The following is a 24,428-nucleotide window of genomic DNA, read 5'->3' as shown; positions in this document are numbered from 1 at the left end:
GCCCTTAGCCTCTTTTTGGTCCCATTCCTTGCCGAAACGTAAGGCTTTCGGGACGCCCCGGTGGCCTCTGGTTGCCGGACTTCGCCACGCACCAAGTTTCAATTTGGGCTTTGTTCGCGATGATCGATCTCGCACAGGACACACCGTCCAATCCCCTGCTTCGCCTCGGCGGCCAACCGATCGCGCTGACCGCCGCCGCCCTTCTCCTGCTCATCGCCGGCGTGACCTCGATTGCGGTCTGGCGCGCCTATACCGGCGCGGCACCGGAGACCGATCGGGTGCTGGCATCGCGGCTGCTCCAGGCCCGCACGGCACAAGTGTCCGAGCAGCTGGTCGAGAAGACCAAGGGGCTGGAGGCGACTCAGCAGGAATCGATCGACCAGCTCCAGGTCGTGCAGGATCAGCTCCAGACCATGAAGCGGCTGATGGCAGCGCAGCAGGCCGACACCAAGCGCCTGTCCGAGCAGGTGGCGACGCTGAACGAGTCCATCGACGGCTTGCGGCAGTCCTTTGCCAGCGCCCGGGCCACCGAGACTGAAACGCCCTCGGTTACCCGCAGGAAACCGGCGCGGCACCGCGTCCAGGCCAGCGCGCGCAAGCGTTCGCCGGGCTGAGCGGACCCCAGCGCGATTGGAACTTTATTTTCGCCACTTGTGAACTGGATCACATTCGCCCGTATGATTCCGCGCCATGCTCGCGGTTACCGGATGGCGTGAGCCGATTTCAATGTCCGGGGCTGGCAAGGTCGTTGACGGTATACTGCGTCAACGGCCTTGTTCTTTCATGGGCCCAGCCATTCGCCAAGGATGCTATTCGCAGACATCCACGCGGCGGTATCGCCATCCAGCTGGCGTCATGACCCGCTTCCGAACGACGTAACAGCCGCCATAGCCATCGTCGTAGCCGGCACCATAATAATAGGGGCTGCCGTAATAGGGATAGCCATAACCATAATAAGCGCCGTAGTAGCCGGCGCCGGCAAGGCCCGCGCCGATCGCAACGCCCGGCCAAAAGCCGCCGCCATGCCAATGGCCGTGCCCGCCATGGCCCCAGCCGCCACCGCCCCAGCCACCATGGCCGAAACCGCGCGCCTGGGCCACTTGCGGCGCCGACAGCCCGACCGCCGCGACGGCCAGCGTCGTCATGATCATCTTGCGTAACATCACTCGATCCTCCGCTTGGACACGCTCCACGCTTCAAAGCAGGATCAAGCTAACGTCGCTTGGGCATTCCGGACAGCCACGCTGACTCAATTCCGCGCGGGCATCAGCAGCCGCGGCAGATGCTCTTCATCTTCTTGTCGAGCAGCCGGTTCTCGGCATTGACGGTGGCGTCCGCGGCGCCCGAGCCGGTGCCGATGGTGGCTCCGGAGCCCGGGCCGGATGATTGAGCCGTCCCCAGGCTGTTGGTCCCGGGCGGCGGAGCAGGCGAGTTGGTGACGCCCCCCGTCGGTCCCGCAGAGCTTCCGGTCGAACCCGCAGAGCCTCCGGTTGATCCGGCAGAGCCGCCGGTTGCCTGCGCGCACGAGGTGGCCGGCATCGCCGCGAGTGCGAGGATCACCATCATGGTCTTGGTTGCGGACGATCTGGCAGACATCGGAAATTCTCCCTTTGCCGGTCAACCGCTGCGGCGAACACCTGTTCCGGAACAAATGCCGTCACGTCAGCTTGAAGGCGAGGAGGCCAAATCACGATGACCGATCGCGATCCCTTTGCTGAAGGCGAGCGCGCCGCGCGCGAAAGCATCCCCGCCGAAGCCAATCCCTATTCGGACGGCAGCGACGAGCATGCGCTATGGGCCGCCGGCCACGAGAAGGTTGCGGGCGCGACCGAAGCGCGCGGATCCGAGGGACGCTGACGCCCCCCTCCGGATGGCGCGAGCCGGTCACTATGCGGCCGCCACCATGCTCTCGGTCCGGTCCTCGACCATGGTCACGAACATGTGGGACTCTTCGTCGGCGCCGCCGATCTGAACGCGGCGGGCGGAGATCACACGGCGGCCGCGCGCGGGATTGTCGATGGTATCGACGATCGGCTCGAGCTGCTGCTTCTGCGCCAGCAGCTGCTGGTCGCGCCGCTCGATCAGTTCGGCCGCCTCCGCGGAGAACAATTCCCGCGCCGTCTTGCCGATGATCTCGCCACGCGACATGCCGATCATCTTCTCGGCGGCCTTGTTGATGAAGACGTAGCGCAGATTGCGCGCGTCCTTGGCGATAATGCCCTCGGCCACGTTCTCGATGATGGTCGCGAGGAAGCGCTCCATCCGCTCCAGGATGCGCTGGTGCTGACGCTGCTCGGTGACGTCCTCCTGCACCGACACCCAACCGCCGCCGTCCATCGGCCGCTCGTAGATCTTGATGATGCGGCCGTCGTTGAGGGGGATCTCGTAGGCCGTCGGCTCGCGCCTGGCGATCCGGCCGAGCACCGCCCCGACATATTTCGTGACGTCGCCGCTGAACAGTCCGCTCTTGACCCGGTGCTGGAGGATTTCCTCGAGCGTCGATCCGACCTGGATCGTCTCAGGCAGATTGTAGATCCGCCGGTAGTTGGCGTTCATCGCCACCACGTTGGCCTTGCCGTCCAGCATGATCAGGCCCTGCGGCATGCTGCTGATCGCGGCGGAGAGCTGCCACTTCTTGGCCTGATACTTGTCGTTGAACTTGTCACGCTCGGTCATCGCCGCGTCGCGCGCCTGGGCAGTGCCGAGCTCGAGCTCCTCGAGCTCGAAGATGCGCGCCACAGCGTCGCGGAAATTCTGCACCGCGCGCGCAAGTCGCCCGATCTCGTCGTGACGGCGCAGATGCGGCACTTCGCTCTTGACGTCACCCTGCGCGATCCGATCGGTCGCCTGCGTGATCTCGGCCAGCGCGTCAACCACCGAACTCCGCATGACGATGACGTTCAGTGCCGCAAGAATGAGCGCCGCCAGCCCGAGCGCGAACAGGTAGGCGGCAGCATAGCGATTCTCGTTGGCGAGCTCGTCGGCCTGGCGGGCACGCTGCTGGTAGATGTGCTCGAGCGCCTCGATATCGCTGTTGAGCTTACTGCGCACTGTCCGGTTGGCGTCGTTGTCGCCCCATTCGCGCGCCGCGGCCGGACTGATCTCGACTCCGCGCCGCACCAGCTCCTGGCGGAAGTCGATGAATTGCATGATGCGCTTGTGGAAGGACGAGAACAGCTCGGCGTCGTCGTCGCTGACCGTCCGCTCCATGCTCTTCACGGCCTCCGCGAGCTCGCGGTTGCGTCGCACCAGCCCCTCCGCAAATGGCTTCATCGCACCGCGATCGACCGACATGTAGATGCCACGCGATTCCATCACGACGGCGTAGATCAGCGCGTTGATGCGTCCAAGGTTGATCGCCGCCTCGGCCGAGAACGCCTGCATGTGACGATAGGTCGTGTGCAACCGCACCGACTGGACCGACATCACTAGGAGGAAGGTGGTGACGATCGCCAGAAAGCCGGCGATGCTATAGACCTTCTCGGCAACGCTCAGCGTGTCGCTGCCGCGAACAAAACGAACGAACTTCTTCAAGAATTTGGTTCCGGCGCCGGATCCCAATGCTGCAGCACCCATTGCGCCGCTCCTCCTTGGTTGAAAGCGCACCACGATAGGCATGATGGTCGCTAGCGGAGGATTAAAAGACCGGCCGGTACTTTTACGGTTTGGAACCATGCCGCGCGGACCGGCGCGGCCGGCGGCATCTCAGCCGATCCGCTTCAAGCCCTTCTTGAAGCGCGGGCCGTTGGCCACGTAGAATCTGGCGGCGCTCCCCATCTTCTGGACCTGGGCATCATCGAGCGTGCGGATCACGCGCGCCGGCGAGCCGATGATCAGCGAGCGCTCGGGGAACTCCTTGCCCTCGGTGATGACGGAGCCGGCGCCGACGATGCTGTTGCGGCCGATCTTCGCGCCGTTCATCACGATCGCGCCCATGCCGACGAGCGCGCCCTCCTCGATGGTGCAGCCGTGCAGGATGACGTTGTGGCCGACCGTGCAGTTCCTGCCGATGACAAGCGGAAAGCCGAGATCGGTGTGGCAGGTCGAGCCGTCCTGCACGTTGGCGCCCTCGCCGATCTCGATCCACTCATTGTCGCCGCGCAGCACCGCGCCGAACCAGACGCTCGCCCCCGGCTTCAGGCGCACCCGGCCGATCACGGTGGCGGTCTCCGCGATGAAATAATTGCCGTCGGCGGGAAGGTCGGGCGCCTGCCCGTCGAGCTCGTAGATCGCCATGGAGGTCTCCTGTCAGGATGATCCTGGCATAGCGAAACGGCGGCCTTGACGCAAAGGGCCGCCACGCCGGGCAGCCTGGGAACGACGTCCCGGGGAACGCAGACGTCCCGGGGAACGCCGGAGGCGTCAGCCCAGCACGCCGGCCGCGCGCAGCGTCATCAGGAAGAAGGTGCCGCTCATCATGCTCCAGAAGCCGGCGATGAGGGTCGCCATCATCACGAATTCGGCGCGGCGGCTTTCAACGCGCATGCCACGCAGCGTGTTGCGCATGATGATGAAGGGCGCCGCGAAGACCAGGAACGGCACCGCCGCGAAGGTCTTCGGCGCCACGCCGTCCTGCAACAGACCGAAGCCGGCAGGACGCTGCGCGACCGCCTGGTATCCGTTCACGAGCGCGCCCGCGAGCGCGAAACCGATGCAGATCGAGAACAAGGTATTGAGAGCTTCAGGTGTCATCGGAACGGTCCGCTCTTACGCAACGCCACCGCCTTCCTGTGACAAATAGTGCCGGTTAACGCTACATTATCCTTAAGAGAAGGTTAACGCCGCCCGCTGTCCGGCGCAGGGCTCTCCCCCTTTCCCGCAGCCGGGGGCCGCTGCGCGAAATCGCCGCCACATGGCATATTCGCCGCTGATTCGTCGGCCAGCGGCCGACTTCCGCTTACCTTGCGTTAGCTCATGACGGTGTTTTCGGCAGCCTCTCCTCGCTCTCCCCGCACGCACACCCGCGCGCACGTCGTTCCGATCGTGCTCGGCGGCGCGGCTGCGGCGTGCGCGGTGGCGCTGGTCGCCTATTTGCTGTGGCCGACCTGGGGCACGCGCGGTGCAAACGCCCCGGACAAGCTGCCGGTGAGCGTCGGCGGCACGCTGTTCAACCTGCCGACCTCGGCGATCCGCATGAAGATCCAGCGCCACACCGGGCCGCAGGAGCGCATCGATCTCGACTTCCTCTATCCCTCGCTGGAGCCGCCCGGCGCACCGAAGCACGTCACCGCCGACACGGTGGAGGCGACGGTGCAATCGATCGACCGCATCTTCCTGTCGATCGCGGCCCATCACGATGCGCTCGCGCCCGAGCAGCGCACAGCCACGATCTATCCGCGCTATCTCGACCAGGCCACGACGATGCCCGAAGAGGGCCTGACGATGCGGATGTTCCGCGCTGACACCCCTTACGGCAGCGAGGACCTCTATTCCGGCGCAAGCCCCGCGCTGACGGCGCGCTGCACCCGCGATGCGGCGACGCCCGGCATGTGCCTCTCCGAGCGCCGCGTCGGCGGCGCCGACCTCACCTTCCGCTTTCCGCGGAGCTGGCTGTCGCAGTGGCGTGACGTGGCGGAGGCGATGGAGAAGCTGACGGCGCAGCTGCGCGGGCCGAAAGGGTGAGCGCGGCTGGGGCCTCCAAAACAAAAACTACGAAAACAACCCCATGCACAGTAGCCAAGCCTCGGCACAACTTCGTATTTTTCGAATCGCACTTGACCCGTCGGGCAAAACAGGGGCATGATGGCATCATGGGTCACCGATTGAATGGTGGCGGCCACACATCTCCGGGTACCCAATTGCTTAGGCGCGAGTGGTTGGGGTTTGAGGAGACCGGCCGGACCACTCTGATCCGCTTCCAGGGCCGATCACGCGAGGAGCTCTTGATGTGCATGAGGTGACGGTCGCGGAGGCGACTGCGCGGCTCCGCATTTTCGACAAGGCATAGCTCTTGCGACGGCGAGATCTGCCTCCCCTGACGGAAGCCTCAGTCTCGGCCCTTCTGCGCCCGATACAGGCTCGGCGTCGTCCCGACCGCCTTGCGGAAGGCGCGGTTGAAATTGGCCTGCGATGAAAATCCCGCGGCATAGGCGATGTCGACCAGCGGGCGATCGCTGGTGGACAGGAGCCGCTTGGCCAGATCAAGGCGCTGCCGGCCGACATATTCATGCGGCGCGGCGCCGGTCGCGGCCTTGAAGCTGCGGGAGAAATGCGCCGGACTCATGCACGCCACCGATGCCAGATCCTTGACCGTGAACTCGCGTTCGACGGACGCCTCGATGAACTCCGTCACGCGCGACAGCCGTTTGGCGTCGAGTGGCCGCTGACCGGCGTTGATTTGCCGGAGCCTGACTGCAGTTGCCGAGTAGGTATGTACGAGATGGGCTGACAACGCGCGCCCGAGACTTTCGATCAGGAGCCGGCCGGTGGAAGTCTCCTGTTCGAGCTCCTTCAGGATCCGGTTAGCAACGTGCTCGATGAACATGTCCTGATCGATGGTCTCGTAGCGGATCGAGATAGCCGAGGGATCGATGTCCAGATCCCGGAGCATGGTGTCGTCGAACGGCTTGCCGGGTAGAAAGAGATGCAGGCATTCCTGCATCTGGTTCTCGACACGGATGAAGTCTTCGCGGATGCCGGCCGGGCAGAGCCAGACGGTGCCCTTTCGGCCGAAGGTGCGCTGCCGCATGCCTGCGCCTTCGCGATCGACGACCGAGCTGCCTCGCAGCAGGATTGCGATCTCGGTGTCGCGCGGCAATTGCGGCGGAAGATCGCCTGGCTCATGGCTCCATCGCTCGGCCAAAAGGTGTCCCCACCGCCGGTCGTTGGACGTCTGAAGCATTCTGCCGGTAACATATTTATCGACAGAATTGCCGAGCATACCCATCGGAAATCTCCGCCAGATCACGCGATGTGTGGGTAGAAAGGTATTGCCGGGTCCAGCAATTAGCATGCCAGACATCCGGCCGGCCGTCCACGGGCCGAGAGCAGTCCGGGACAACAAGACCGCACATTTTGAAAAGCCAGGCCGCGCCCGCCGGCCGCATCCTTGACCGACTTGAATCGGGAAGCGGAGAGACCCATGGCCCGGACCACGGTAATAGGCGCGTGCCCCCACGACTGCCCGGACACCTGCTCCATCCTGACCACCGTCGAGGATGGCAAGGCCATCGCTGTCCGGGGCAATCCTGATCATCCGTTCACGCGCGGACGGCTCTGCGTGAAGGTCAACAACTATGAGGAGCGCGTCTACAGCGACAAGCGCGTCCTGTATCCGCTCAAACGCGTCGGACCGAAGGGCACCAAGCAGTTCCAGCGGATCTCCTGGGATGAAGCGCTCGCGACCATCGCCTCGCGCTGGACATCCGTCATCGCCGAGCACGGTGCGCAGGCGATCCTGCCCTACAGCTATCTGGGCACGCAGGGCATCATCAATGGGCTGAACGTCGGCGATCCCCTCTTCAACAAGCTCGGCGCGACGGTTCTGGAGCGCACCTTCTGCGATTCCGCCTCTTGCACCGCGTACATGATGACGATCGGGCACACGCCGGGCGTCGACCCCGAAAGCTTCGTGCACTCGAAATACATCATCCTGTGGGCCTGCAACACACTGAGCACGAACTCGCATCACTGGCCGTTCATCGAGCAGGCGAAGAAGGCCGGTGCCAAGCTCGTGGTGATCGATCCCGTCCGCACCCGCACCGCACGCCTCGCCGACTGGCATATTCCGATCCGTCCCGGCACCGATGCCGCGCTGGCGCTCGCGATGATCCACGTCATCATCAAGGAGAATCTGATCGATCGCGACTATGTCGACAAATACACCGTGGGCTACCACGAGCTGGCCGCGCGGGCGTCCAGCTACACGCCCGAATTCGCCTCGCAGGAAACCGGCATTCCCGTCGACGACATCGTCAAGCTGGCGCGGGAATATGCGACGACACCTCCGGCCGTCGTGCGGATTGGCGTCGCGGTCGAGCGGCATGCCGGCGGCGGTCAGACCGTGCGCGCGATCGCCTGTCTTCCGGGTCTGATCGGCGCCTGGAAGCATGTCGGCGGCGGGCTGCTCCAGCTCCCGATCTGGGCGTTCCCGGTCAGATGGGACGTGCTGATGCGTCCCGATCTCCAGCCGGCGAAGATGCGCGTGCTCAATTCCTGGCGCCTTGGAGCTGCGCTAACCGGCGAACTCGGCTTCGATCCGCCGATCAAGGCGCTGTTCGTCTACAACGCCAATCCAATGGCGATGGTGACCGAACAGGGCAAGCTCGAAAAAGGGTTAGAACGCGAGGATCTCTTCACCGTCGTCAGCGAACACTTCCTGACCGACACCGCCAAATACGCCGACATCGTTCTGCCCGCGACCACGCAGCTCGAGCAGAAGGACATCATGTTCTCCTGGGGGCATCTCTATCTGTCCTACAACAACCAGGCGATCGCGCCGCTCGGCGAAGCCGTGTCCAACACCGAGCTGTTCCGCAGGCTCGCGCGCGCGATGGGCATCACCGACCCGGCCTTCTTCCGGAGCGACGACGAGATCATCGAAGCCTCCCTCGACTGGAGCAGCCCGGTGCTCGCCGGGATCACGCTCGACGGTGTCAAGGCCAAGGGCTATGCCCGCCTCAACATGCCCGCGCCGGCCGACTGGGCGCCGCACCGCGAGGGCAATTTTCCGACCGCATCGGGGAAGTGCGAGTTCAGCTCGACCATCGCCGGCGGCGGCAATTTCGTGGTGCCGCTGTTCCGCCAGGGCTACAATGGCGATCAGGACGCCGCGCCGGTCGATCCCCTGCCCCACTACATCCCGCCGAACGAGAATCCGCGCACCGCGCCCATGCTCGCAACGCGCTATCCGCTCAGCCTGATCTCGCCGAAGAGCCACGCCTTCCTGAATTCGAACTACGGCGACCTGCCGGCACAGACCGCGCAGGCGGGCGAGGAACAGGCGGTGCTCCTCAATCCGGACGATGCGGCACAGCGTGGCATCGTCGCGGGCGCGCCCATTCGCGTGTTCAACGACCGTGGCGCGTTCGAGGCCTTCGCGACCGTTTCGGCCGACGTCATGCCGGGTGTGGTAGTGGCGCCGTCCGGCTACTGGCAGCGGTCCAATCGCAAGGGCGCGACGGTTCACGTGCTGACGCCTCCCGCCTTTGCCGACCTCGGCCGCGCCCCGACATTCTCGGACATCCTCGTTCAGGTCAGCGGGGCCTGACGATGACATATGTGGTCACCGACAATTGCCGCGGCTGCCGATACACCGAATGCGTTACCGTCTGTCCCGTGGAGTGTTTCCACGTCGACGACACCATGACCTACATCGATCCGGAAAACTGCATCGATTGCGGTGGCTGCGCGCCGGCATGCCCGGTCGGCGCGATCGAGCCCGACTATCGCCTCGCCGCGGACAAGAAGTACTGGATCGACGTCAACCGCAAGCGCGCGATTGAAACTCCCGTGATCAGTGCGCGCCTGCCGGCTCTGCCGGGGGCCGATGAACGCAGGCAGGCGCTGGGCCGATGACGGGGTCTGCTGCAAACGAAGTTCGAATCGCTGTCGTCGGCAGCGGACCGAGTGGCTTCTACACCGCCGAGGCCCTGTTGCGCTCGGGCGTGCCCGTGACTGTCGACATGTTCGAACGGCTCCCGGTGCCGTACGGGCTGGTGCGGTTCGGCGTTGCCCCCGACCACCCGAAGCTCAAGCAGGTCACATTGGCCTTCGACCGGATCGCCGCCATGCCCGGGTTTCGCTTCATAGGCGGCGTCACGATCGGAGACGACCTCACGATCGACGAGCTGCGCGAGGCCTATGACGCCGTTGTACTCGCGACGGGCGCGGAACTGAGCCGGGCGCTCGACATCCCCGGCGAAGCACTGCCGGGCAGCCACACGGCGGGCGATTTCGTCGCGTGGTACAACGGGCATCCGCAGTTTGCAGATCTACGATTCGATCTTCATCATGAGACCGCGATCGTCATCGGCCATGGCAACGTCGCTCTCGACGTGGCGCGCATCCTCGCCAAGACCGCGGACGAGCTGCGCCGGACCGACATCGCACGCCACGCGCTCGACGTCCTGGCAGAGAGCCGGATCCGCGAAATCCACGTCATCGGCCGCGGCGGACCGACGCAGGCCAGGTTCACCGCAAAGGAATTGCGTGACTTTCTCGAACTCGGCGCATGCGACACATGCGTCGACATGCGCAACGTCGCCTCCGATGAATTCGAGCCGCGGCGTCCCGATGATCCGGAGCTGACCGAAAAATTGTCGTTGCTGCGCACGTTCTCGCGGGCGGCCGTGACGAAGCCACGGCGCTGCGTTTTTCGATTTGGTTTGTCTCCCGTCGCGCTCCGAGGACGGGGCCGCCTGGAGGCCATCGCGTTCAAGCAAGGATCGGACGCAATCGAGGAGATCGCATGCGGCCTCTCGTTCAGCAGCGTCGGCCGGAAGACCACGCCTGTGGCCGGGGTTCCCTATGACGCGCATCGCGGCGTGCATGCGAACGTCGACGGACGTGTCGCAGTCGACGGTTCGGTGATCGAGGGCCTCTATGTCTGCGGATGGAGCAAGCGCGGGCCGAACGGCACGATCGGCACCAATCGCGGCTGCGGGATTGCCACCGCAGAGGCCGTCCTGGCGGATATCGCCCATCGACGGCCGCGCTCGGATACGCCTGACGCACTGCTTGCGCGCCTGACCGGCCGCGTCGCACGCATCGTGAGCTATCCGGATTGGGGCACGATCGACGCGGCCGAGAAGCGCAGGGGAGCCGTGCTCGGCAAGCCCCGGGAGAAGTTTGTCACGATCCCCGACATGCTCGCCGCGATGGATGCGTGACTCCGAGGCGCTACGCCTATTCCTGGTCGACGAGATCGTCCTCGAGGATCGCCATCTGGAACTGGAACGAGCGGTCGTCGTCCTCGTCGTCGACGAAGAGCACGCCGATGAACTCTTCGCCGATATAGACCTCGGCGGAATCGTCCTTCTTCGGCCGCGGCACGACGCGAATCTTGGGATTGCCGAATACGCGCTTCAGATACGCGTCGAGCTTTCTCACTTCCTTGACGTCCACGGCAAGTCTCCAATCGAAATCTGGTTGGCGGGTCTTACGACGAGACGCGGCGAACCGCCAGCATGAATTGCCAAAGAATTTTGGGACGGAAAAGACCGGAAAATCCGGTCCCGTTCCGATCAAACGGAGATCAAAGTCCCATCGCGTTGATCATCTGATCCATGGTGCGCGACGGCTCGGCGCAGCCGGCTTCGCCGACGATCTTGGCGGGCACGCCCGCAACCGTGACGTTGTGCGGCACCGGCTTGACCACGACCGAGCCGGCGGCGATGCGCGCGCAATGGCCGATCTCGATGTTGCCGAGGATCTTTGCGCCGGCGCCGATCAGCACGCCGTGACGGATCTTCGGATGACGGTCCTCGTTCTCCTTGCCGGTGCCGCCGAGCGTGACGCCGTGCAGGATCGAGACGTCGTCCTCGATCACCGCCGTCTCACCGCAGACGAAGCCGGTGGCGTGGTCGAGGAAGATGCCGCGGCCGATGCGCGCGGCGGGGTTGATGTCGGTCTGGAACACCGCGGACGAACGGCTCTGGAGGTAGTATGCGAAATCCTTGCGGCCCTTCAGATAGAGCCAGTGTGCCAGGCGATGGGTCTGGATCGCATGAAAACCCTTGAAGTAGAGCAAGGGATCGATGAAGCGCGAGGTTGCGGGATCGCGGTCGTAGACGGCGACGAGATCGGCGCGGAAGGCATTGCCGAGATCGGGATCGTCGCGCAGCGCCTCGTCATAGGTCTGGCGCACGAGATCGCCCGACAGCGCGGCGTGATCGAGCCGGTCGGCGAGGCGGTGAATCACGGAATTTTCGAGGCGGCTGTGATGCAGCACCGTCGAATAGATGAAGGTCGCAAGCTCGGGCTCGCGATGGACGATGTCTTCCGCCTCGCTCCGGATCCGGTCCCAGATCGGATCGAGCGATGCGAGCTTTCCTCCCGGATTGACCTGATGCACTGCCATGGGAATTGCTCTTTCGAATGGGCTGGTTTTGTTGGCTCTATACCACAGTCTAGGCGACAAAGTCCTGACCGGCTTGCCTGAGAGTGAACAGTGCCTTGCCCCGCGAGAGCAAGCCAAAGCATTGATACACAAGACTTTCTGGCGCCCCCAAGCGGCTAGGTCGATTCAAAGTGGTCAGCGTTTTGCCAAATTCAAGCCGGGCCGCGTCAAACTATTGGTGAATTCTCCCCCAACCGTTATTGCGGGCATGGTCGACGCGAGGACGGAACAGTTTTGAGCATCACCACCGACCAATTGCGCGCGCGCGCCGCGGGCTCGTTATGGCTGCGGCTGGCCGCAATGGCCCTGCCCCTGCTGATGATCGCGCCGGCGTTCTGGAACGGCTATCCGTTGTTGCAATGGGATACCGGCGGCTATCTGGCGCGCTGGTACGAGGGCTATCTCGTCCCGAGCCGCTCCACCGTGTTCGGCCTCTATCTGCACTATGGCGAGAGCTTTGGTTTCTGGATCAATCTCACGGTCCAGTCGCTGGCGACGCTGTGGCTGTTGCAGCTCAGCTTGCGCGTGCTCGGCCTGATGCAGACCTTCCGCTTCGTCGCGATCAGCCTGCTCCTGATCCTGTCGACCGCCCTGCCCTGGCTGGCGAGCATGCTGCTCACCGACATCTTTGCAGGGCTGTCGGTGCTGTCACTGTTCCTGCTGGTGATCGGAGCACACCGCACCTCGCGGCTCGAAAAAATCGCGCTGTTCGTCTTCACCGCCTTTGCCGCAGCGACCCACAGCGCAACGCTCGGCGTGCTGCTCGGTCTGTGCGTCGCCGGCTGGATGGCGCGGCCGCTCCTCAGACCCCGCCTTCCGCTCGCGGGACTGGCGCTGGCGAGCCTCACCATCGTCGCGGGCGGCCTGATGCTGATGTCGGCGAATTATGCGCTGTCGGGCAAATGGACCTGGACGCCCGGCGGCTATGGCGTCGCCTTCGGCCGCATGATGCAGGACGGCATCGTTGCGCGCTATCTCAACGATCATTGCCCGCGCGAACGCTACAAGCTCTGCCCCTATCGCAACGAGCTGCCGGCGACCGCCGACGAGTTTCTGTGGGGCAAGAGCATGTTCAACACGCTCGGCCGGTTCGAAGGCCTGAATGAGGAGATGGGCTACATCGTCGTGCATTCGCTCGCGGACTATCCGGCCTGGCAGGCCGGCGCGGCGCTGCGGGCGATGGGGCAACAATTGCTGCATGTCGCAACCGGCGAAGGCACCAACGGCTGGATTCCGCACACCTACGGCATCATCGAGCGCTACATACCCGCGCAAGTCGCGCCGATGCGCGCGGCGCGGCAGCAGCACTGGGCCGTCAATTTCGACGACGTCAACTGGCTGCATATCCCCGTCGCACTGGCCTCGATGGCAGCGCTCGTCGGGCTGCTGGTGCATGCGCTCGCGAGACGCCGGCTCGACGATCTGACGCTGCTGGCAGCGACCGTGACGCTGGCGCTGCTCGGCAACGCCTTCATCTGCGGCGTGATCTCCGGTCCGCACGACCGCTATGGCGCGCGGATGGTGTGGATTGCGACCTTCGTGGTGCTGACGGCGCTGTTTCGCGCGTTCGGCGACGACGGACGAGACGAGACTCAGCTACGGCGTGAGAGGAAATCGAGCACGCCGGTCTTGTAGACCTTGTCGCCGACCGCCCGCATGTGATCGCGGCCCGGGATATCGAGCACTTGCGCGCCCGGGATGATCGCGCCGAGTGCGCCGGCAGAGCCCGCGACGTCGTCGGCGGTGCCGACCGCAATCAGCACGGACACCTCGATGCGCGCGGCTTGCGCTCTCGTCATGAGCTCCCGCGTGCCGCGCAGGCAGGCGGCGAGCGCACGGCGGTCCGAGCGGGTCTGATCGGCAAAGGCGCGGAAGGTGCGACCCACGGGATCGGTGACGTCGTCGAGCGAGGGTGCCTCCAGCGCCTTCGCGACGTTCTCGCCGGGGCCGGTGCCCTCGATCAGGCCGCCGATGCCGATGCCGCCGAGGATCGCCGAGCGCAGGCGCTGCGGCTCGTTGAGCGCGAGCCACGCCGCCATCCGTCCGCCCATCGAATAGCCCATGATGTCGGCCTGCGGGATGGCGAGATGATCCATCAACGCCAGCACGTCGCCGGCCATGACCGGGATCGAGTACTGCGCAGGCTCGTAGAGCTTCGCACTCTCGCCGTGGCCGCGATTGTCCAGCGCGACGACACGGCGGCCGTTCTTGCGCAGTTCCGAGACCCAGGTCGGATAGACCCAGTTCACGTTCTTGCTCGAGGCAAAGCCGTGCAGGAGAATGATCGGGTCGCCCTCGCCTTCGTCGAGATAGGCAATTTCAACGGCGCCGTTGTGGAAGCTCGGCATCATCAGTTCCGCAGGTCTGGAGGGGGAAAACTCAATCTTAGAGCACGATCCGGACAAGTGTGCAGCGGTTTTTCCGCTCCGCAAACGCGGAACGCGCTTGCGCGGAGATCATGCTCAAACAATAGCCTCAAGCGCGGCTACGAATTACCTCAATCTCATCGCGCTTTAGGCCCTGAGGGCTGCATCCGCCAGAGCGGCCTCGGCGGCCATCTGCGCCCGACGGAGCCGCCGCGCGCGCTTGCGATCACACCAGGCCTGGGTCAGGCGCTCGGTGGTCGCCTTGATCGAGGACAACAGCCCAAACAGCGTCAGTGCCGCGCCGAACAGCCAGAGCGTCAGATCGAACGCACCGCCGATGAGGAGCAGCGCACCGCGGCCAAGCAGTTTCATGATGGCGCGGGTCTTGCCGCCCTGCGCTTCCGCAAGCCGCGCCGCGCGCGCAACATCCTTCGGGCCGTCGGCGATCCGCAACGTGTCCATCGCCCCGCGCGTGCCGGTCTTTTCGGCGACGCGCGTCACGTCCTTGCCGAGCCGAACCAGCGCGCCGGCCTTTTCGGCTCGGAACGCGGCCTTGATCGCGCTCATGGTCGCCCCCGGCCGCAGCACCGAGCCCTTGGCGACCGCGTTCTGAAGCATCGGCGTGTCGACGATCTCGCGCGCCGACCGGCCGGCCCATGCGGCAAGCCCCTCACCGAGCCGCCCCACCTTGCGCGCGTCCTTCACCAGCGTCAGCCCGGCGCGCACCGGCGCGGCACCACCGACGGAGACGTAGGTTGCCGCCGTCACCGCAAGGCCAGCCGCCGCGAGCCCCAGCACGAGCCGGTCGGTGTCCTCGCCCATGGCGAGGTGCTTGCCTTCCCGGACGACGTCCCTGATGTCGCCGATCACGAAGAGATCGCCGGCCACCGTTCCCGACAGGCTCGCGACGTCGTCGGCATTGCCGGTGACGAGACCGGTGGCAAATCGTTTGGCAAAATGGGAGGTGGAATTCTCGGCTTTGACCGCATCGTTGACGCGGCTCAGGAGGTCGTCCGGCAGCGCAATGTTGCGGTCACGCGCGAGCGCGACGAAACTGTCGGCGAGATCGGCGTCGCCCGCGGCGAGCGCAGCCTCGATGTTGTCCTGAACCAGGCGCTCGTTCTGCCGCAGCAGCGCATCGAGCTTGAGCTCGGAGAGCACGGCGGGATCGTCCTGGGCGGCAAGGATCGCGCCGGCCTCGCGGGCCTGCGGTGCTACCTGCGCGAGCATGAAGCTGCATGCCGCGACACCGGTCAACGCTGTGCTGATTCGCAGCCATTTCATACGGAAAGCCTGGACGGTCCTAAAATCGCTGACGCCTGACGATTCGTCTTTCGTCGCAATTATGCTCGTCGACAGACATAGTATGCCAAAATTGCGACACAACGCCACCGACGAAAGAAGGGCTTCTCTCAGGCCTCAAGATTGTGTCGAATTTGCATGAGCAAATGAGCATGGGGCAATTGCGAACCTTTTGGTTCCGCTGGACTAGCAATCATCTGAACCCACCAGTATGGTCCGGCGCCTTAAAGATGCCGCGTCAGTTTTCGATTGTGTCTGTCGCCATTGCCACTCCAGGATGAACTACGATGTCCGACCATGTCGTCCCGCACTTCCATAACGATGCCGGAGTTCCCGTCATCGAGATCGGCTCGCAAGAGTTCATGTGCGTGGGCGCCAACCCTCCGTTCGATCATCCGCACGTCTTCCTCGACCTCGGCAACGACAACGAGATCATCTGCCCCTACTGCTCGACGCTGTACCGCTTCGCGGCCGACCTGAAGGCGGGCGAAGCCCGTCCGCCGGAATGCGTGCTGAAGGACAAGGTGGCCTGACCGGTCCCATCGGTCAGGGGTGGCGCTCTCCCGAACGATTGTCATTGCCGGTGCCGGCATCGGTGGACTGACGGCCGCGCTTGCGCTCGCGGCCCGTGGCTTCCGCATCGTCGTGCTGGAAAAGGCCGAGCGCCTCGAGGAAGTCGGCGCCGGCCTGCAACTCTCCCCCAATGCCAGCCGCGTGCTGGTCGAGCTCGGCCTCACCGAACGCCTCAAGCTGCGCGCCGTGACCCCGGAAGCAGTCTCGATCATGAGCGCCCGGGCCGGCGGCGAGCTGCTGCGCATGCCGCTCGGCGAGGCAGCTTCCGCGCGCGCCGGCGCCCCCTATTGGGTGGTGCACCGCGCCGATCTGCAATCGGCGCTGGCGGGCGCCGTTGCCGACCATCCCGACATCGACCTGAAGCTGGGCGCGACCTTCGAGGACGTCGCGCCTCACGCCAAGGGGCTGACGGTGGTCCATCGCAGCGGCACGATCCGCCGCAGCGATCTCGCCAGTGCCCTGATCGGCGCCGACGGTATCTGGTCGACGGTCCGCCAGCACCTGTTTCCCGAAGTGCAGCCGCGCTTTTCCGGCCTGATCGCCTGGCGCGGCACGCTTGATGCTACGCAACTGCCGAAGGACTACACCGCGCGCCGGGTGCAGCTCTGGATGGGCCCGAATGCGCATCTCGTGGCCTATCCGATCGCGGGCGGACGCCAGATCAACGTGGTCGCGGTGCTGCCGGGCACCTGGAACAGGCCGGGCTGGAGCACGCCCGGCGATCCCCACGAGGTGATGGAGGCTTTCGCCGCCCCGCGCTGGCCGCCGTCGGCGCGGATGATGCTCGCCCCGGTCGACGCCTGGCGCAAATGGGCGCTGTTCGGGGTGCCTGACGGCTGCCCCTGGAGCAAGGGCCCGGTCGGGCTGCTCGGCGATGCCGTGCATGCGATGCTGCCGTTCGCAGCCCAAGGCGCCGGCATGGCGATCGAGGATGCCGCCGTGCTCGCCCGGCATTTGAGCGTCGAGGCGGCCGAGAGCACCGCGGGCATCGCGGCTGCGCTGACGCAATATGGCCGCGCGCGCCAGGCACGCGTGCGCCGGGTGCAGCGGACGGCACGGCAGCAGGGCCGCATCTATCATTTCAGCGGACCGCTCGCGATCGCGCGCGATCTTGCGATCCGCGCGCTCGGCCCGGACCGCATGCTGGCGCGGCAGGACTGGATCTACAATTGGCGGCCTTGAGGCGAGGCGCCGCCGGCGCGGTGCCTCAGCGCATCGCTTTTCCGGATTTCGACGCCGGCTTGGCAGCGGCCGCGGATGACGGCGGCGCGGCGGGCGGTGTCGGCTCGGGCGGTGTCTCCCGGCACCTGTTGCGGCGCCAGGCCTCATCGGCAAGTTGCGCCTGGCCCCGCACCGCGATGTAGTCGTTGCGATAGGCAAGCTCGGACACCACCGCGCCACCAGCGCCGGTCTGGGCCTTGTCCATCAGCCTCTGCAAATCGGCAGTGCGGCTCGCGAGCGCCTTGCGCTCGGTCTCGAGCTGCTTGCAGTCATACAATTCGTATTTACCGGGATCGGCGAAGGCCGGCGCGACCGTCTCACTCATGCCGGCACAGCCGGACAGCGCAGCACCGGCCGCGAGCAGCACGAGAAGCCCGCTGCAGGAGCGCAGGGAAGAGGAAAACGAAGCAGCCATGCCGGATGAATAGTCCCCGTGGATTGAGAATGCCTAAAGCAACAACAGATGTCCGGATTGAGGCTTTGCCTCATGCACCCCGCTCGCTCAAGGAAGAACCGCCTATAGAGCCAACAAAGCAGCAATGCCAGAGGGCCGAGGACGTGACCGAATCCGAGCTGAAGCCCCTGAGGTAAGCGGCTCAAATCGTGCGCGGAATCGGCTGTATTCTCTTTGCCCGTCGGGCAATTGCGCCGTATAGATGGGCCGATGCGGGCGTGGCGGAATTGGTAGACGCATCGGACTTAAGCCATTGAGTGCCCTGGAGGAAACTTCAGGAGCAGAACTGCTCAAAGTCGGGGAAACCTTCACTGGCAATCCCGAGCCAAGCCCCCGCCAGGGGGAAGGTGTAGAGACTAGACGGGCAGCACCTACAGCGGACAAGCGCCAGGGTGAAGGGATAGTCCAGACCACGAACGCCGAAAGGGCGGCGGCGAAAGCCGAAGTGGTATGAAAATCCGTGGGGCCGCAAGGCCTGTGCCGGTTCGAGTCCGGCCGCCCGCACCAGCTTAAGGGGTGAAGTCGATTGGGAGTGAAGCAATCAACGATGAAGCGGTTGTTTGCCTTGTCGGGCAACCGTTGTGCATTTCCAGATTGCCCTACCCGATTATCCGCCGAAGGCGGTACAGAGTTCGTGGCAGAAATCTGCCATATCGAAGCTGAGAACTCGACGGGCGCCCGCTACAATCGAACCCAATCAGATGAAGAGCGGCATGGTTTCTCAAATCTCATTCTTATGTGTGGCACACACCACACTAAGATCGATGCCGATGAGAAAACTTACACCGTAGCCAAGCTCAGAGAATGGAAACATACGGCAGAAATTGCCGCCCTCGAAGGCTCTATAAGCGGCGCTACGGCGGACATTCCGGCGGCAATCGTAGCCGCAATTATTGCCGAGCTTGCCAAGCGAACTTCGATCGAGGCCGCACCGGATGTTGACGAACTCTCTACAATCGCCCTGGCAGAAGCCGCCGCAGACATCGCAACGTTTCGTCGCGGGGCGCGATGGCCAGTTCATCCTGTTGGGCTAGCGCTTCGCGTCGCCGGACAAGATTCAGCTCGTCCATCGTTCGCGATAAACTCCCTCGCGGACATAATCTCAAGATTCAGCGAAGTCACCGTAGTAGCGAACCCAGGGACGGGAAAGACTACGACCCTCATCCAATTGACCGAAGCGGCGATCACCGAGAAGCAGTCCGTCGCCGTCTACATTCCCCTAAATGAACTTACCCATGGCTTGGGCCCGCTGTTCAAGAGTGTGGCCGAACGCCCTTCATTTCAAAAAACGACAGCGACCCACCTGGAAACTCTCGCGAGAGCCGGAAAACTCATTCTCGTCCTAGACGGATGGAATGAGCTTTCCGAAACTGCGCGCCACGCGGTGAAGATTCAACTTACGCAGTTGCGGCGCAATTTTCCTGATTTGAATATTGTCGCTAGCACCCGCCAGCAAGCTGTGTTTCCGCCCTTGGATGGGCCGGTCATTGAAATTCAGCCACTTAGCCAGGATCAACAGCTAGAGATCGCGCGAGCCTTAAAAGGTACAGAGGGCGCTCAAATTGTTGATCACGCCCTACGAACACCCGGCTTGCGTGAACTAGTAGAGATACCGCTCTATCTGACAGCCCTGGTTTCCTTTAGCACCGACGGCAAATTACCGACGACCAAAGAAGAGGTTCTTCGTCTTTTCATTGCCCAGCACGAGAACGACCAAGAGACGGCAGAGGCCTTGCGCGCAATCTTTCATGACGAGGTGATGGGCCAACTGGCAAACGGTGCAACTGAGCAAGGCACCACGTCTTTAACTGAGGAGGAAGCCCGGGCTATTATTGTGAGCACGCACAAGCAGCTCGTCGCACAACAACAGCTTCACCAGCCGGCAGATCCCCATAAGGTACTTGGCCTACTCGTCGCGCATCATATTCTGATACGTCTCGGCACCGAGCCGCAACAATATGAGTTTCAGCACCAGCAATTTCAAGAATTCTACGCTTCTTCTTTTGTCGAGAAGACAATGCTTGCGTCAGCATCAGGTGACGCCGCGGCAACGACTACACTAAGACAGTCGATTCTAGATCAACGCCATTGGGAAGAGGCAATCCTTTTTGCTTGCGAGCGACTGTCTCGGTCAGAGCAGGCAGGCGCTGTTGTAAAGGCGATTTCGTTGGCTCTCGCGGTTGATCCAATGCTCGCTGCCGAAATGATTTATCGATCCAGTGACACAGTCTGGCGAGAGGCGTCCGGATTCTTTCAAGCTTTCGTTCAGAGCTGGCATCGTCCAGGACACGTTGATCGTGCCGTGAAATTCATGCTCAACACTGGAAAACCGGAGTTTGCTGACCTCATTTGGCCGCTGCTGCTAAGCTCCGATGATCAAGTTAGCCTCCATGCCCTCAGCACGGTACGCCGAATTCGCCCAGGTGTCTTGGGTGCTAATGTAGACCGACGGTTTGCCGAGGCGGACGAAAATGTTCGATTGAGGGTCATATCCGAATTTGCGTTTCGAGGGGACATTCAAACAATTGAACTCGCAGCAAGCTTGGCAAAACTTGATGCAAGCGATTCCGTTCGAGGGTCAGTCGCTGAGGGGCTCGCCTTTAGGAGAGCGGAGGCTCTGCTAACCGATTTGCTTCAAACGTCGAGCCCAGCCGTTTGGCGAAAGCTTGCAAAGGACGGTTACGATCGCGAAATTACGGACCCCGCCACTCGTGAGCGGCTCAAGGCTGAACGTAAGGAGATGGACGCCGAATCAACAGATGATATCGCGCACCTCTACTCTCTTATTCAAAACGACGCGCCATCTTCCGAAGTCCAAACGGCGTTAGAAGCGCTTGAATTTGCGCGCAAGGACGATCGCTCCCCACATCTACTTTACGAAATTCGCCAGAAATATCCCGCTGCGATCCCAGATGCTTGTCGCGCCTGGCTGAAAGCTGGAAAACAGCTTCCGCACCACATCGACGAACACCTCAATGGAGCATCACCGCGATCAGATCCAGCTGTTCTAGCCATTGCGATTGCTGATGGCACCGATAGATCGTCCTTAGTGGCCGCCGCCTTGTGCGATACGGGCGAAGTCGCAACCCTTCTGGATATAGCGAGCAAGAAGCACAAGGCACTCGTCGGTCAGTCATACACTACGCATCGTGCCCTCTATGATGAGCTTCGGGTATTCGAGCAACGTATAGCGAATACCCAAGACGCGGCCTTTGTCGGCGCTTTGCTTGCTTTGCCGCAAACGTCTGATCCGCGCGAGATCAACTTCTTCGCGGACTTGATCGGGAGCCATGGAAAGTACGGCTCGCAAAGTGGCTCGCTTGCCTTGCCCGAACCTCAACATGAGAGATTGGTGGCGCTACTCAGCTCCTGGGCTACGGCTCTTGTGAATGATCCACGATCAACACGAGCTCAGTTGGCCGAACTGGCTATCGCTATTTGTCGAGCGCCATCCCCAAGCTTATCTAAGAGCATAAAGCTCATGCTGGATGAAGACATCCGGCGTAAGACGTCTGGAGAAGATCGCGGGACGATCTGGAGCAACTGGTATGCAAAAGCACTCGTAACGATCGCTGACGACGGGGTGATAGAGATGCTTGTCGGCTATCTCGACAACGAAGAATTCGGCGTGGAGGCTGCCCGCAGCCTCAAGGCCATCTATGACCGACGCGAGGGACGGCAGACAACCGATCGACCAATAAGAGGTTGGCCGGATTATTCTGGTGTTGCAGAGGCACGATCACGTCGAGGCACTAAGACTGAAGAGAGCGCATGCGCAGCTCCAATCATGGCCGCAATAGAGCGAATTTGCCAGAACGGTCAAACTGACGCCGAAAGGCGCAGAGCGCTCGAAATGAGTGTGGTTGTTCTCAGTGTGCCTTATGCAGATCGAGAACAGACCATCGAAAAGGTCGTCAATCTTTCCTTGCCAGTAGCAGCAAAGCAGAATTTGTTTTGCGCGATCGCGATAGACGGTCAAATCCTGCCGGTAGGCCTGGTCCGCGCCGGCATCGACGCATGGATCGAAAGTACTAAGACGCAAGGCTGGAAACTACACGACAACAACCATTGGGAAATTGAACGTTGGCTGGCGCTTCTTGCGTTCACGGACAATCCGCCAAGCGTCGTTGCGGCCGTTCAAGAAATAGGAACCTTATTCCAACACCCCTATCAGATGGAAGGTGTTGTTGCGGCGTTTGGGAACGCCCCGGGCCAGAAGGGAGAAGAAGCGTTGATCCGACTGGCCCGGGAATGCCCTTGGATCGCCAGCGAACGTACGTTCGTAGGCGCCTTCCTTCGTCTCAACAATGGAAGCGCTTTGTTTTCGATGCTGGATTTGGTGAAGGACGGAACGTTTGGAAATGCCCGAGGCGGCATAGATAGGCGAGATATTGTGCTCAAGGTGGCGAGCCAGCTGCAGGGCTCCCCCACTGTCCTAGCCGAAGCGAAAGCGCGCTATCTTGGTGATCAGAGCGACAAGCTTCTGGAGTTAGCTCTCGCAGAGGTTGGTGGACCCGACGTCGTCGTTTCAATTGTCCGCGCCTATGCACAACGAAGGCAACCATTTGATGGCATGCTAGCCCATGCGATACGGGAAGCTGCGACGCAGCGGCAGCCGTCGAGCACTTGGTCTGGCGCCTACGAGCTTCATCCCCAGCCCCTGATAGAGCTTCGCAAAGAGCTCTATGGCCTCCTTGGCGGGCCAAGCGAGGAATTGGGACGGAAAGGACTTGTGGCAATTGATCGGCTTCGCGATGAGTACGGCGTGTCAGATTGCGAACCGCGCCATCCCGACATCCAGGCCGGCGGCAGCTGGCCGCGCGTCAGCGGCTGACTCTCGAATCAAGCCCCCCGGCCGATCTGGAGGACTATAGCGGACCGACTACAAATCCCTCGGCGCGCAAGCGCTGTGCCGGTTCGACCCCGGCTGCCCGCACCAATGGTGCTGACAACTCTCGCCTGCGTGCAGACCCGCAAAGCAGGCAATCGGTTACGAACTAGCCGGAGTCGCGGCGGCAGAGCGCCTTCGTTCTGGGGCACTTGCGGGCGCGGCGACATTGCTCATGGTTGCGCGCCTTCCGCCTCTAGGCGTTTCGGCTCGGCACGGAAGTCGAGCAGCAGGATCCAGAAGCACATCAGCGCGACCGTGAGGAGAATGAAGCTGCCCTCGAATGCTGCTCCCAGAAGCGAGATCAGTGCGGGAATGAGCAGACCGACCGAGAGACATCCGGCGAGCGCTATGGCCGGAAGATCGACGATGAGGATGGCGGCATAGAGCGCGAGCTCGAAGAAGGCATATTCCTTGAGGCGTGGCGAGCTGAGATAGAGCGCGAACATGGCAAGCACCGTGACGCGCTTGGCCGTGCGGGGATGATCCATCAGCCACCGATCCAATCGCATCAGAAGCGATCCCCCTCCCCGCGCCGGCTGGCTCGCGGCCACACGCAGGACGGACAGGGCGAACGGCACCAGCACCAGCGCGAGGGCTGCGAGCGCATAGGTCGCGAACATCGCTGGCTTGCTGTCACCGAGGCCGGCATCGACCATCAGGTCCCGCGCCAGCAGCAGCAGCGACGGATTGATCTCCACGAGGTCGACGGCATGCTGGTTCGGGATCTGACCCGCAATCGCAAGCAGCCAGTTCGCGAACAGATCGGGATACAGCAGCCTCGACATCAGGACCGGCAATGCGAAGCCGAACGCCGCCATCGCGATCAGCGCCAGCTTGCGACCGCGCGGCAGCGGCAGGAAATAGAGCGCAGCCAGCACGGGACAGAACACCAGCTTGAACGAGGTCACGAGGCCGAGCAGTGCAGCGCCGGCAAGGCGCAAGGAAAAGGTCGTGTCTTCTCCAGAGGGAGGCAGGCGAAGCAGGAGCGACAGCGCGATCGCGGTCAGCAGGCCGCTCAGAATCGCGAAATTCCCCGACGCCTGCACCCATTCGAAACCGACGAACGCACCCAGCGCGCACAGCACCCTGAGCGCAGCATCGCGCGCGCTCGTGCCCGTTCGGCCGAGCCCGGGCAAGAGCAGGCCGCAGAGCACGGCCAGGACGAGAAAGATTCCTCTGTAATGATCGACCAGAAAGCCGCCCGCGCACAGCGGGCGGAAGACGTCCAGCGTCACCGGCAGATAGGGATAAGAGAGCTTGGTGCCCTTCAGGTTCTTGACGAAGTAGGGATCGAGCCCGTCGGCATGCGCATCGACGGCCGCGCAATTGACCCGGACGTCCCAGCCATATTTCACATCGAGCCTGGCGTCGTTGGCGAGATTGCCGAGCACCAGCAGCGCAGTCAGCGCGATCAGGCAGGCAAGCCAGACATTCCGCCTCGCAGCCGTGTCGGCTGCGGGCTCCAACCATCGTGCTGCACCGGACATCTCGGACACAGGCGGATACCTTTGTTTGGCTTGTTTCTCTGGGCGCCGCTGCGGCGCCTCCTCATCTCGGCCGCAC

22 protein-coding genes are annotated in these 24,428 nt (G+C 63.2%); 10 read left to right on the top strand and 12 right to left on the bottom strand.

All coding sequences use genetic code 11. The annotated features are described in order from the left end of the window. Positions 1 to 119: 119 nt before the first annotated feature. On the top strand, positions 120 to 614 hold the full coding sequence (locus AAE027_RS03565; RefSeq protein WP_370985530.1) for a hypothetical protein: 495 nt from the start codon (positions 120 to 122) through the stop codon (positions 612 to 614). A gap of 195 nt (positions 615 to 809) precedes the next feature. Here the strand turns inward: AAE027_RS03565 and AAE027_RS03560 are convergent, their stop codons facing one another. Further along, the gene (locus tag AAE027_RS03560; RefSeq protein ID WP_091889450.1) at positions 810 to 1,163 is read right to left on the bottom strand and encodes a hypothetical protein; all 354 of its coding nucleotides are present in this window, start codon (positions 1,161 to 1,163) and stop codon (positions 810 to 812) included. A gap of 103 nt (positions 1,164 to 1,266) precedes the next feature. Continuing rightward, a complete protein-coding gene (locus AAE027_RS03555) occupies positions 1,267 to 1,596 on the bottom strand; it encodes a hypothetical protein (protein WP_370985529.1) in 330 nt (109 codons plus the stop codon). Between the two features lie 96 nt (positions 1,597 to 1,692). Between AAE027_RS03555 and AAE027_RS03550 the strand changes: the two genes are divergently transcribed. After that, positions 1,693 to 1,857: a hypothetical protein gene (locus AAE027_RS03550; RefSeq protein ID WP_370985528.1), complete on the top strand. Its 165-nt coding sequence runs from the start codon at positions 1,693 to 1,695 to the stop codon at positions 1,855 to 1,857. Between the two features lie 30 nt (positions 1,858 to 1,887). Here the strand turns inward: AAE027_RS03550 and AAE027_RS03545 are convergent, their stop codons facing one another. The 3 genes from AAE027_RS03545 to AAE027_RS03535 all read right to left on the bottom strand — a co-directional run bounded on the left by AAE027_RS03545 (position 1,888) and on the right by AAE027_RS03535 (position 4,692). Further along, positions 1,888 to 3,576: a PAS-domain containing protein gene (locus AAE027_RS03545; RefSeq protein WP_370985526.1), complete on the bottom strand. Its 1,689-nt coding sequence runs from the start codon at positions 3,574 to 3,576 to the stop codon at positions 1,888 to 1,890. Positions 3,577 to 3,705: 129 nt separating this feature from the next. Then, positions 3,706 to 4,236, bottom strand: coding sequence for a gamma carbonic anhydrase family protein (locus AAE027_RS03540; RefSeq protein WP_091889454.1), 531 nt, complete (start codon positions 4,234 to 4,236; stop codon positions 3,706 to 3,708). 126 nt (positions 4,237 to 4,362) lie between these two features. Further along, positions 4,363 to 4,692, bottom strand: coding sequence for a DUF6949 family protein (locus AAE027_RS03535; protein WP_128940466.1), 330 nt, complete (start codon positions 4,690 to 4,692; stop codon positions 4,363 to 4,365). 222 nt (positions 4,693 to 4,914) lie between these two features. Here AAE027_RS03535 and AAE027_RS03530 point away from each other — a divergent pair, with 222 nt between their 5' ends. Then, positions 4,915 to 5,622 (top strand): hypothetical protein, encoded by a 708-nt coding sequence (locus tag AAE027_RS03530; RefSeq protein ID WP_370985525.1) that lies wholly within the window; start codon positions 4,915 to 4,917, stop codon positions 5,620 to 5,622. Between the two features lie 364 nt (positions 5,623 to 5,986). On the opposite strand, the gene AAE027_RS03525 is transcribed toward AAE027_RS03530, so the two are convergent. Further along, positions 5,987 to 6,841 (bottom strand): helix-turn-helix domain-containing protein, encoded by an 855-nt coding sequence (locus tag AAE027_RS03525; protein WP_370985524.1) that lies wholly within the window; start codon positions 6,839 to 6,841, stop codon positions 5,987 to 5,989. A 240-nt stretch (positions 6,842 to 7,081) separates the two neighbouring features. Here AAE027_RS03525 and AAE027_RS03520 point away from each other — a divergent pair, with 240 nt between their 5' ends. From AAE027_RS03520 to AAE027_RS03510, 3 genes are read left to right on the top strand one after another with little or no spacing between them, the layout of a single operon-like run. Beyond that, on the top strand, positions 7,082 to 9,208 hold the full coding sequence (locus AAE027_RS03520) for a molybdopterin-containing oxidoreductase family protein (protein WP_370985523.1): 2,127 nt from the start codon (positions 7,082 to 7,084) through the stop codon (positions 9,206 to 9,208). Positions 9,209 to 9,210: 2 nt separating this feature from the next. After that, positions 9,211 to 9,516 (top strand): ferredoxin family protein, encoded by a 306-nt coding sequence (locus tag AAE027_RS03515; RefSeq protein WP_370985521.1) that lies wholly within the window; start codon positions 9,211 to 9,213, stop codon positions 9,514 to 9,516. Further along, positions 9,513 to 10,829 carry an FAD-dependent oxidoreductase gene (locus tag AAE027_RS03510; RefSeq protein ID WP_370985520.1) on the top strand — a complete coding sequence of 439 codons (1,317 nt, stop codon included), beginning with the start codon at positions 9,513 to 9,515 and terminating at the stop codon, positions 10,827 to 10,829. The genes AAE027_RS03515 and AAE027_RS03510 overlap by 4 nt, the downstream gene beginning before the upstream one ends. A 16-nt stretch (positions 10,830 to 10,845) precedes the next feature. Here AAE027_RS03510 and AAE027_RS03505 read toward each other — a convergent pair whose 3' ends face one another. Together AAE027_RS03505 and cysE are read right to left on the bottom strand one after the other, a co-directional pair. After that, positions 10,846 to 11,064 carry a DUF3126 family protein gene (locus tag AAE027_RS03505; RefSeq protein ID WP_007602550.1) on the bottom strand — a complete coding sequence of 73 codons (219 nt, stop codon included), beginning with the start codon at positions 11,062 to 11,064 and terminating at the stop codon, positions 10,846 to 10,848. 130 nt (positions 11,065 to 11,194) lie between these two features. Next, the gene (gene cysE, locus AAE027_RS03500) at positions 11,195 to 12,019 is read right to left on the bottom strand and encodes a serine O-acetyltransferase (protein WP_130219786.1); all 825 of its coding nucleotides are present in this window, start codon (positions 12,017 to 12,019) and stop codon (positions 11,195 to 11,197) included. A gap of 273 nt (positions 12,020 to 12,292) precedes the next feature. On the opposite strand from cysE, the gene AAE027_RS03495 reads away from it, so the two are divergent. Further along, complete coding sequence (locus tag AAE027_RS03495) at positions 12,293 to 13,693, top strand: hypothetical protein (RefSeq protein WP_370985518.1); 1,401 nt, start codon at positions 12,293 to 12,295, stop codon at positions 13,691 to 13,693. Here the strand turns inward: AAE027_RS03495 and AAE027_RS03490 are convergent. Next, positions 13,651 to 14,406, bottom strand: coding sequence for an alpha/beta fold hydrolase (locus AAE027_RS03490; protein WP_091889523.1), 756 nt, complete (start codon positions 14,404 to 14,406; stop codon positions 13,651 to 13,653). The genes AAE027_RS03495 and AAE027_RS03490 overlap by 43 nt on opposite strands. 165 nt (positions 14,407 to 14,571) lie before the next feature. Then, positions 14,572 to 15,708, bottom strand: a complete 1,137-nt coding sequence (locus tag AAE027_RS03485) for a hypothetical protein (protein ID WP_370985517.1) — start codon at positions 15,706 to 15,708, stop codon at positions 14,572 to 14,574. A gap of 305 nt (positions 15,709 to 16,013) precedes the next feature. Here AAE027_RS03485 and AAE027_RS03480 point away from each other — a divergent pair, with 305 nt between their 5' ends. Together AAE027_RS03480 and AAE027_RS03475 are read left to right on the top strand one after the other, a co-directional pair. Next, entirely contained in the window at positions 16,014 to 16,259 is a 246-nt protein-coding gene (locus tag AAE027_RS03480; protein ID WP_007602543.1) for a zinc-finger domain-containing protein, read from the top strand. 19 nt (positions 16,260 to 16,278) lie between these two features. Further along, entirely contained in the window at positions 16,279 to 17,481 is a 1,203-nt protein-coding gene (locus tag AAE027_RS03475) for an FAD-dependent monooxygenase (protein ID WP_091889469.1), read from the top strand. Positions 17,482 to 17,506: 25 nt separating this feature from the next. Here the strand turns inward: AAE027_RS03475 and AAE027_RS03470 are convergent, their stop codons facing one another. Beyond that, entirely contained in the window at positions 17,507 to 17,935 is a 429-nt protein-coding gene (locus tag AAE027_RS03470; protein WP_370985516.1) for a twin-arginine translocation pathway signal, read from the bottom strand. Between the two features lie 586 nt (positions 17,936 to 18,521). Between AAE027_RS03470 and AAE027_RS03465 the strand changes: the two genes are divergently transcribed. Then, complete coding sequence (locus AAE027_RS03465; protein ID WP_370985515.1) at positions 18,522 to 22,808, top strand: NACHT domain-containing protein; 4,287 nt, start codon at positions 18,522 to 18,524, stop codon at positions 22,806 to 22,808. Positions 22,809 to 23,035: 227 nt separating this feature from the next. Here AAE027_RS03465 and AAE027_RS03460 read toward each other — a convergent pair whose 3' ends face one another. Further along, positions 23,036 to 24,331, bottom strand: coding sequence for a hypothetical protein (locus tag AAE027_RS03460; RefSeq protein WP_479714201.1), 1,296 nt, complete (start codon positions 24,329 to 24,331; stop codon positions 23,036 to 23,038). Positions 24,332 to 24,428: the final 97 nt, after the last annotated feature.

Source organism: Bradyrhizobium sp. DN3 (assembly GCF_041357655.1).
GTDB lineage: Bacteria > Pseudomonadota > Alphaproteobacteria > Rhizobiales > Xanthobacteraceae > Bradyrhizobium.
Note: the sequence above shows the minus strand (reverse complement) of the source record. Positions and strands in the feature narration are given on the sequence as shown.

Bases quoted from the DNA above. Each gene is read 5' to 3' on its own strand.
- AAE027_RS03565 (WP_370985530.1), top strand. From the start codon at position 120: ATGATCGATCTCGCACAGGACACACCGTCCAATCCCCTGCTTCGCCTC.
- AAE027_RS03560 (WP_091889450.1), bottom strand. From the start codon at position 1,163: ATGTTACGCAAGATGATCATGACGACGCTGGCCGTCGCGGCGGTCGGG.
- AAE027_RS03555 (WP_370985529.1), bottom strand. From the start codon at position 1,596: ATGTCTGCCAGATCGTCCGCAACCAAGACCATGATGGTGATCCTCGCA.
- AAE027_RS03550 (WP_370985528.1), top strand. From the start codon at position 1,693: ATGACCGATCGCGATCCCTTTGCTGAAGGCGAGCGCGCCGCGCGCGAA.
- AAE027_RS03545 (WP_370985526.1), bottom strand. From the start codon at position 3,576: ATGGGTGCTGCAGCATTGGGATCCGGCGCCGGAACCAAATTCTTGAAG.
- AAE027_RS03540 (WP_091889454.1), bottom strand. From the start codon at position 4,236: ATGGCGATCTACGAGCTCGACGGGCAGGCGCCCGACCTTCCCGCCGAC.
- AAE027_RS03535 (WP_128940466.1), bottom strand. From the start codon at position 4,692: ATGACACCTGAAGCTCTCAATACCTTGTTCTCGATCTGCATCGGTTTC.
- AAE027_RS03530 (WP_370985525.1), top strand. From the start codon at position 4,915: ATGACGGTGTTTTCGGCAGCCTCTCCTCGCTCTCCCCGCACGCACACC.
- AAE027_RS03525 (WP_370985524.1), bottom strand. From the start codon at position 6,841: ATGCTTCAGACGTCCAACGACCGGCGGTGGGGACACCTTTTGGCCGAG.
- AAE027_RS03520 (WP_370985523.1), top strand. From the start codon at position 7,082: ATGGCCCGGACCACGGTAATAGGCGCGTGCCCCCACGACTGCCCGGAC.
- AAE027_RS03515 (WP_370985521.1), top strand. From the start codon at position 9,211: ATGACATATGTGGTCACCGACAATTGCCGCGGCTGCCGATACACCGAA.
- AAE027_RS03510 (WP_370985520.1), top strand. From the start codon at position 9,513: ATGACGGGGTCTGCTGCAAACGAAGTTCGAATCGCTGTCGTCGGCAGC.
- cysE (WP_130219786.1), bottom strand. From the start codon at position 12,019: ATGGCAGTGCATCAGGTCAATCCGGGAGGAAAGCTCGCATCGCTCGAT.
- AAE027_RS03490 (WP_091889523.1), bottom strand. From the start codon at position 14,406: ATGCCGAGCTTCCACAACGGCGCCGTTGAAATTGCCTATCTCGACGAA.
- AAE027_RS03485 (WP_370985517.1), bottom strand. From the start codon at position 15,708: ATGAAATGGCTGCGAATCAGCACAGCGTTGACCGGTGTCGCGGCATGC.
- AAE027_RS03480 (WP_007602543.1), top strand. From the start codon at position 16,014: ATGTCCGACCATGTCGTCCCGCACTTCCATAACGATGCCGGAGTTCCC.
- AAE027_RS03470 (WP_370985516.1), bottom strand. From the start codon at position 17,935: ATGGCTGCTTCGTTTTCCTCTTCCCTGCGCTCCTGCAGCGGGCTTCTC.
- AAE027_RS03465 (WP_370985515.1), top strand. From the start codon at position 18,522: ATGAAGCGGTTGTTTGCCTTGTCGGGCAACCGTTGTGCATTTCCAGAT.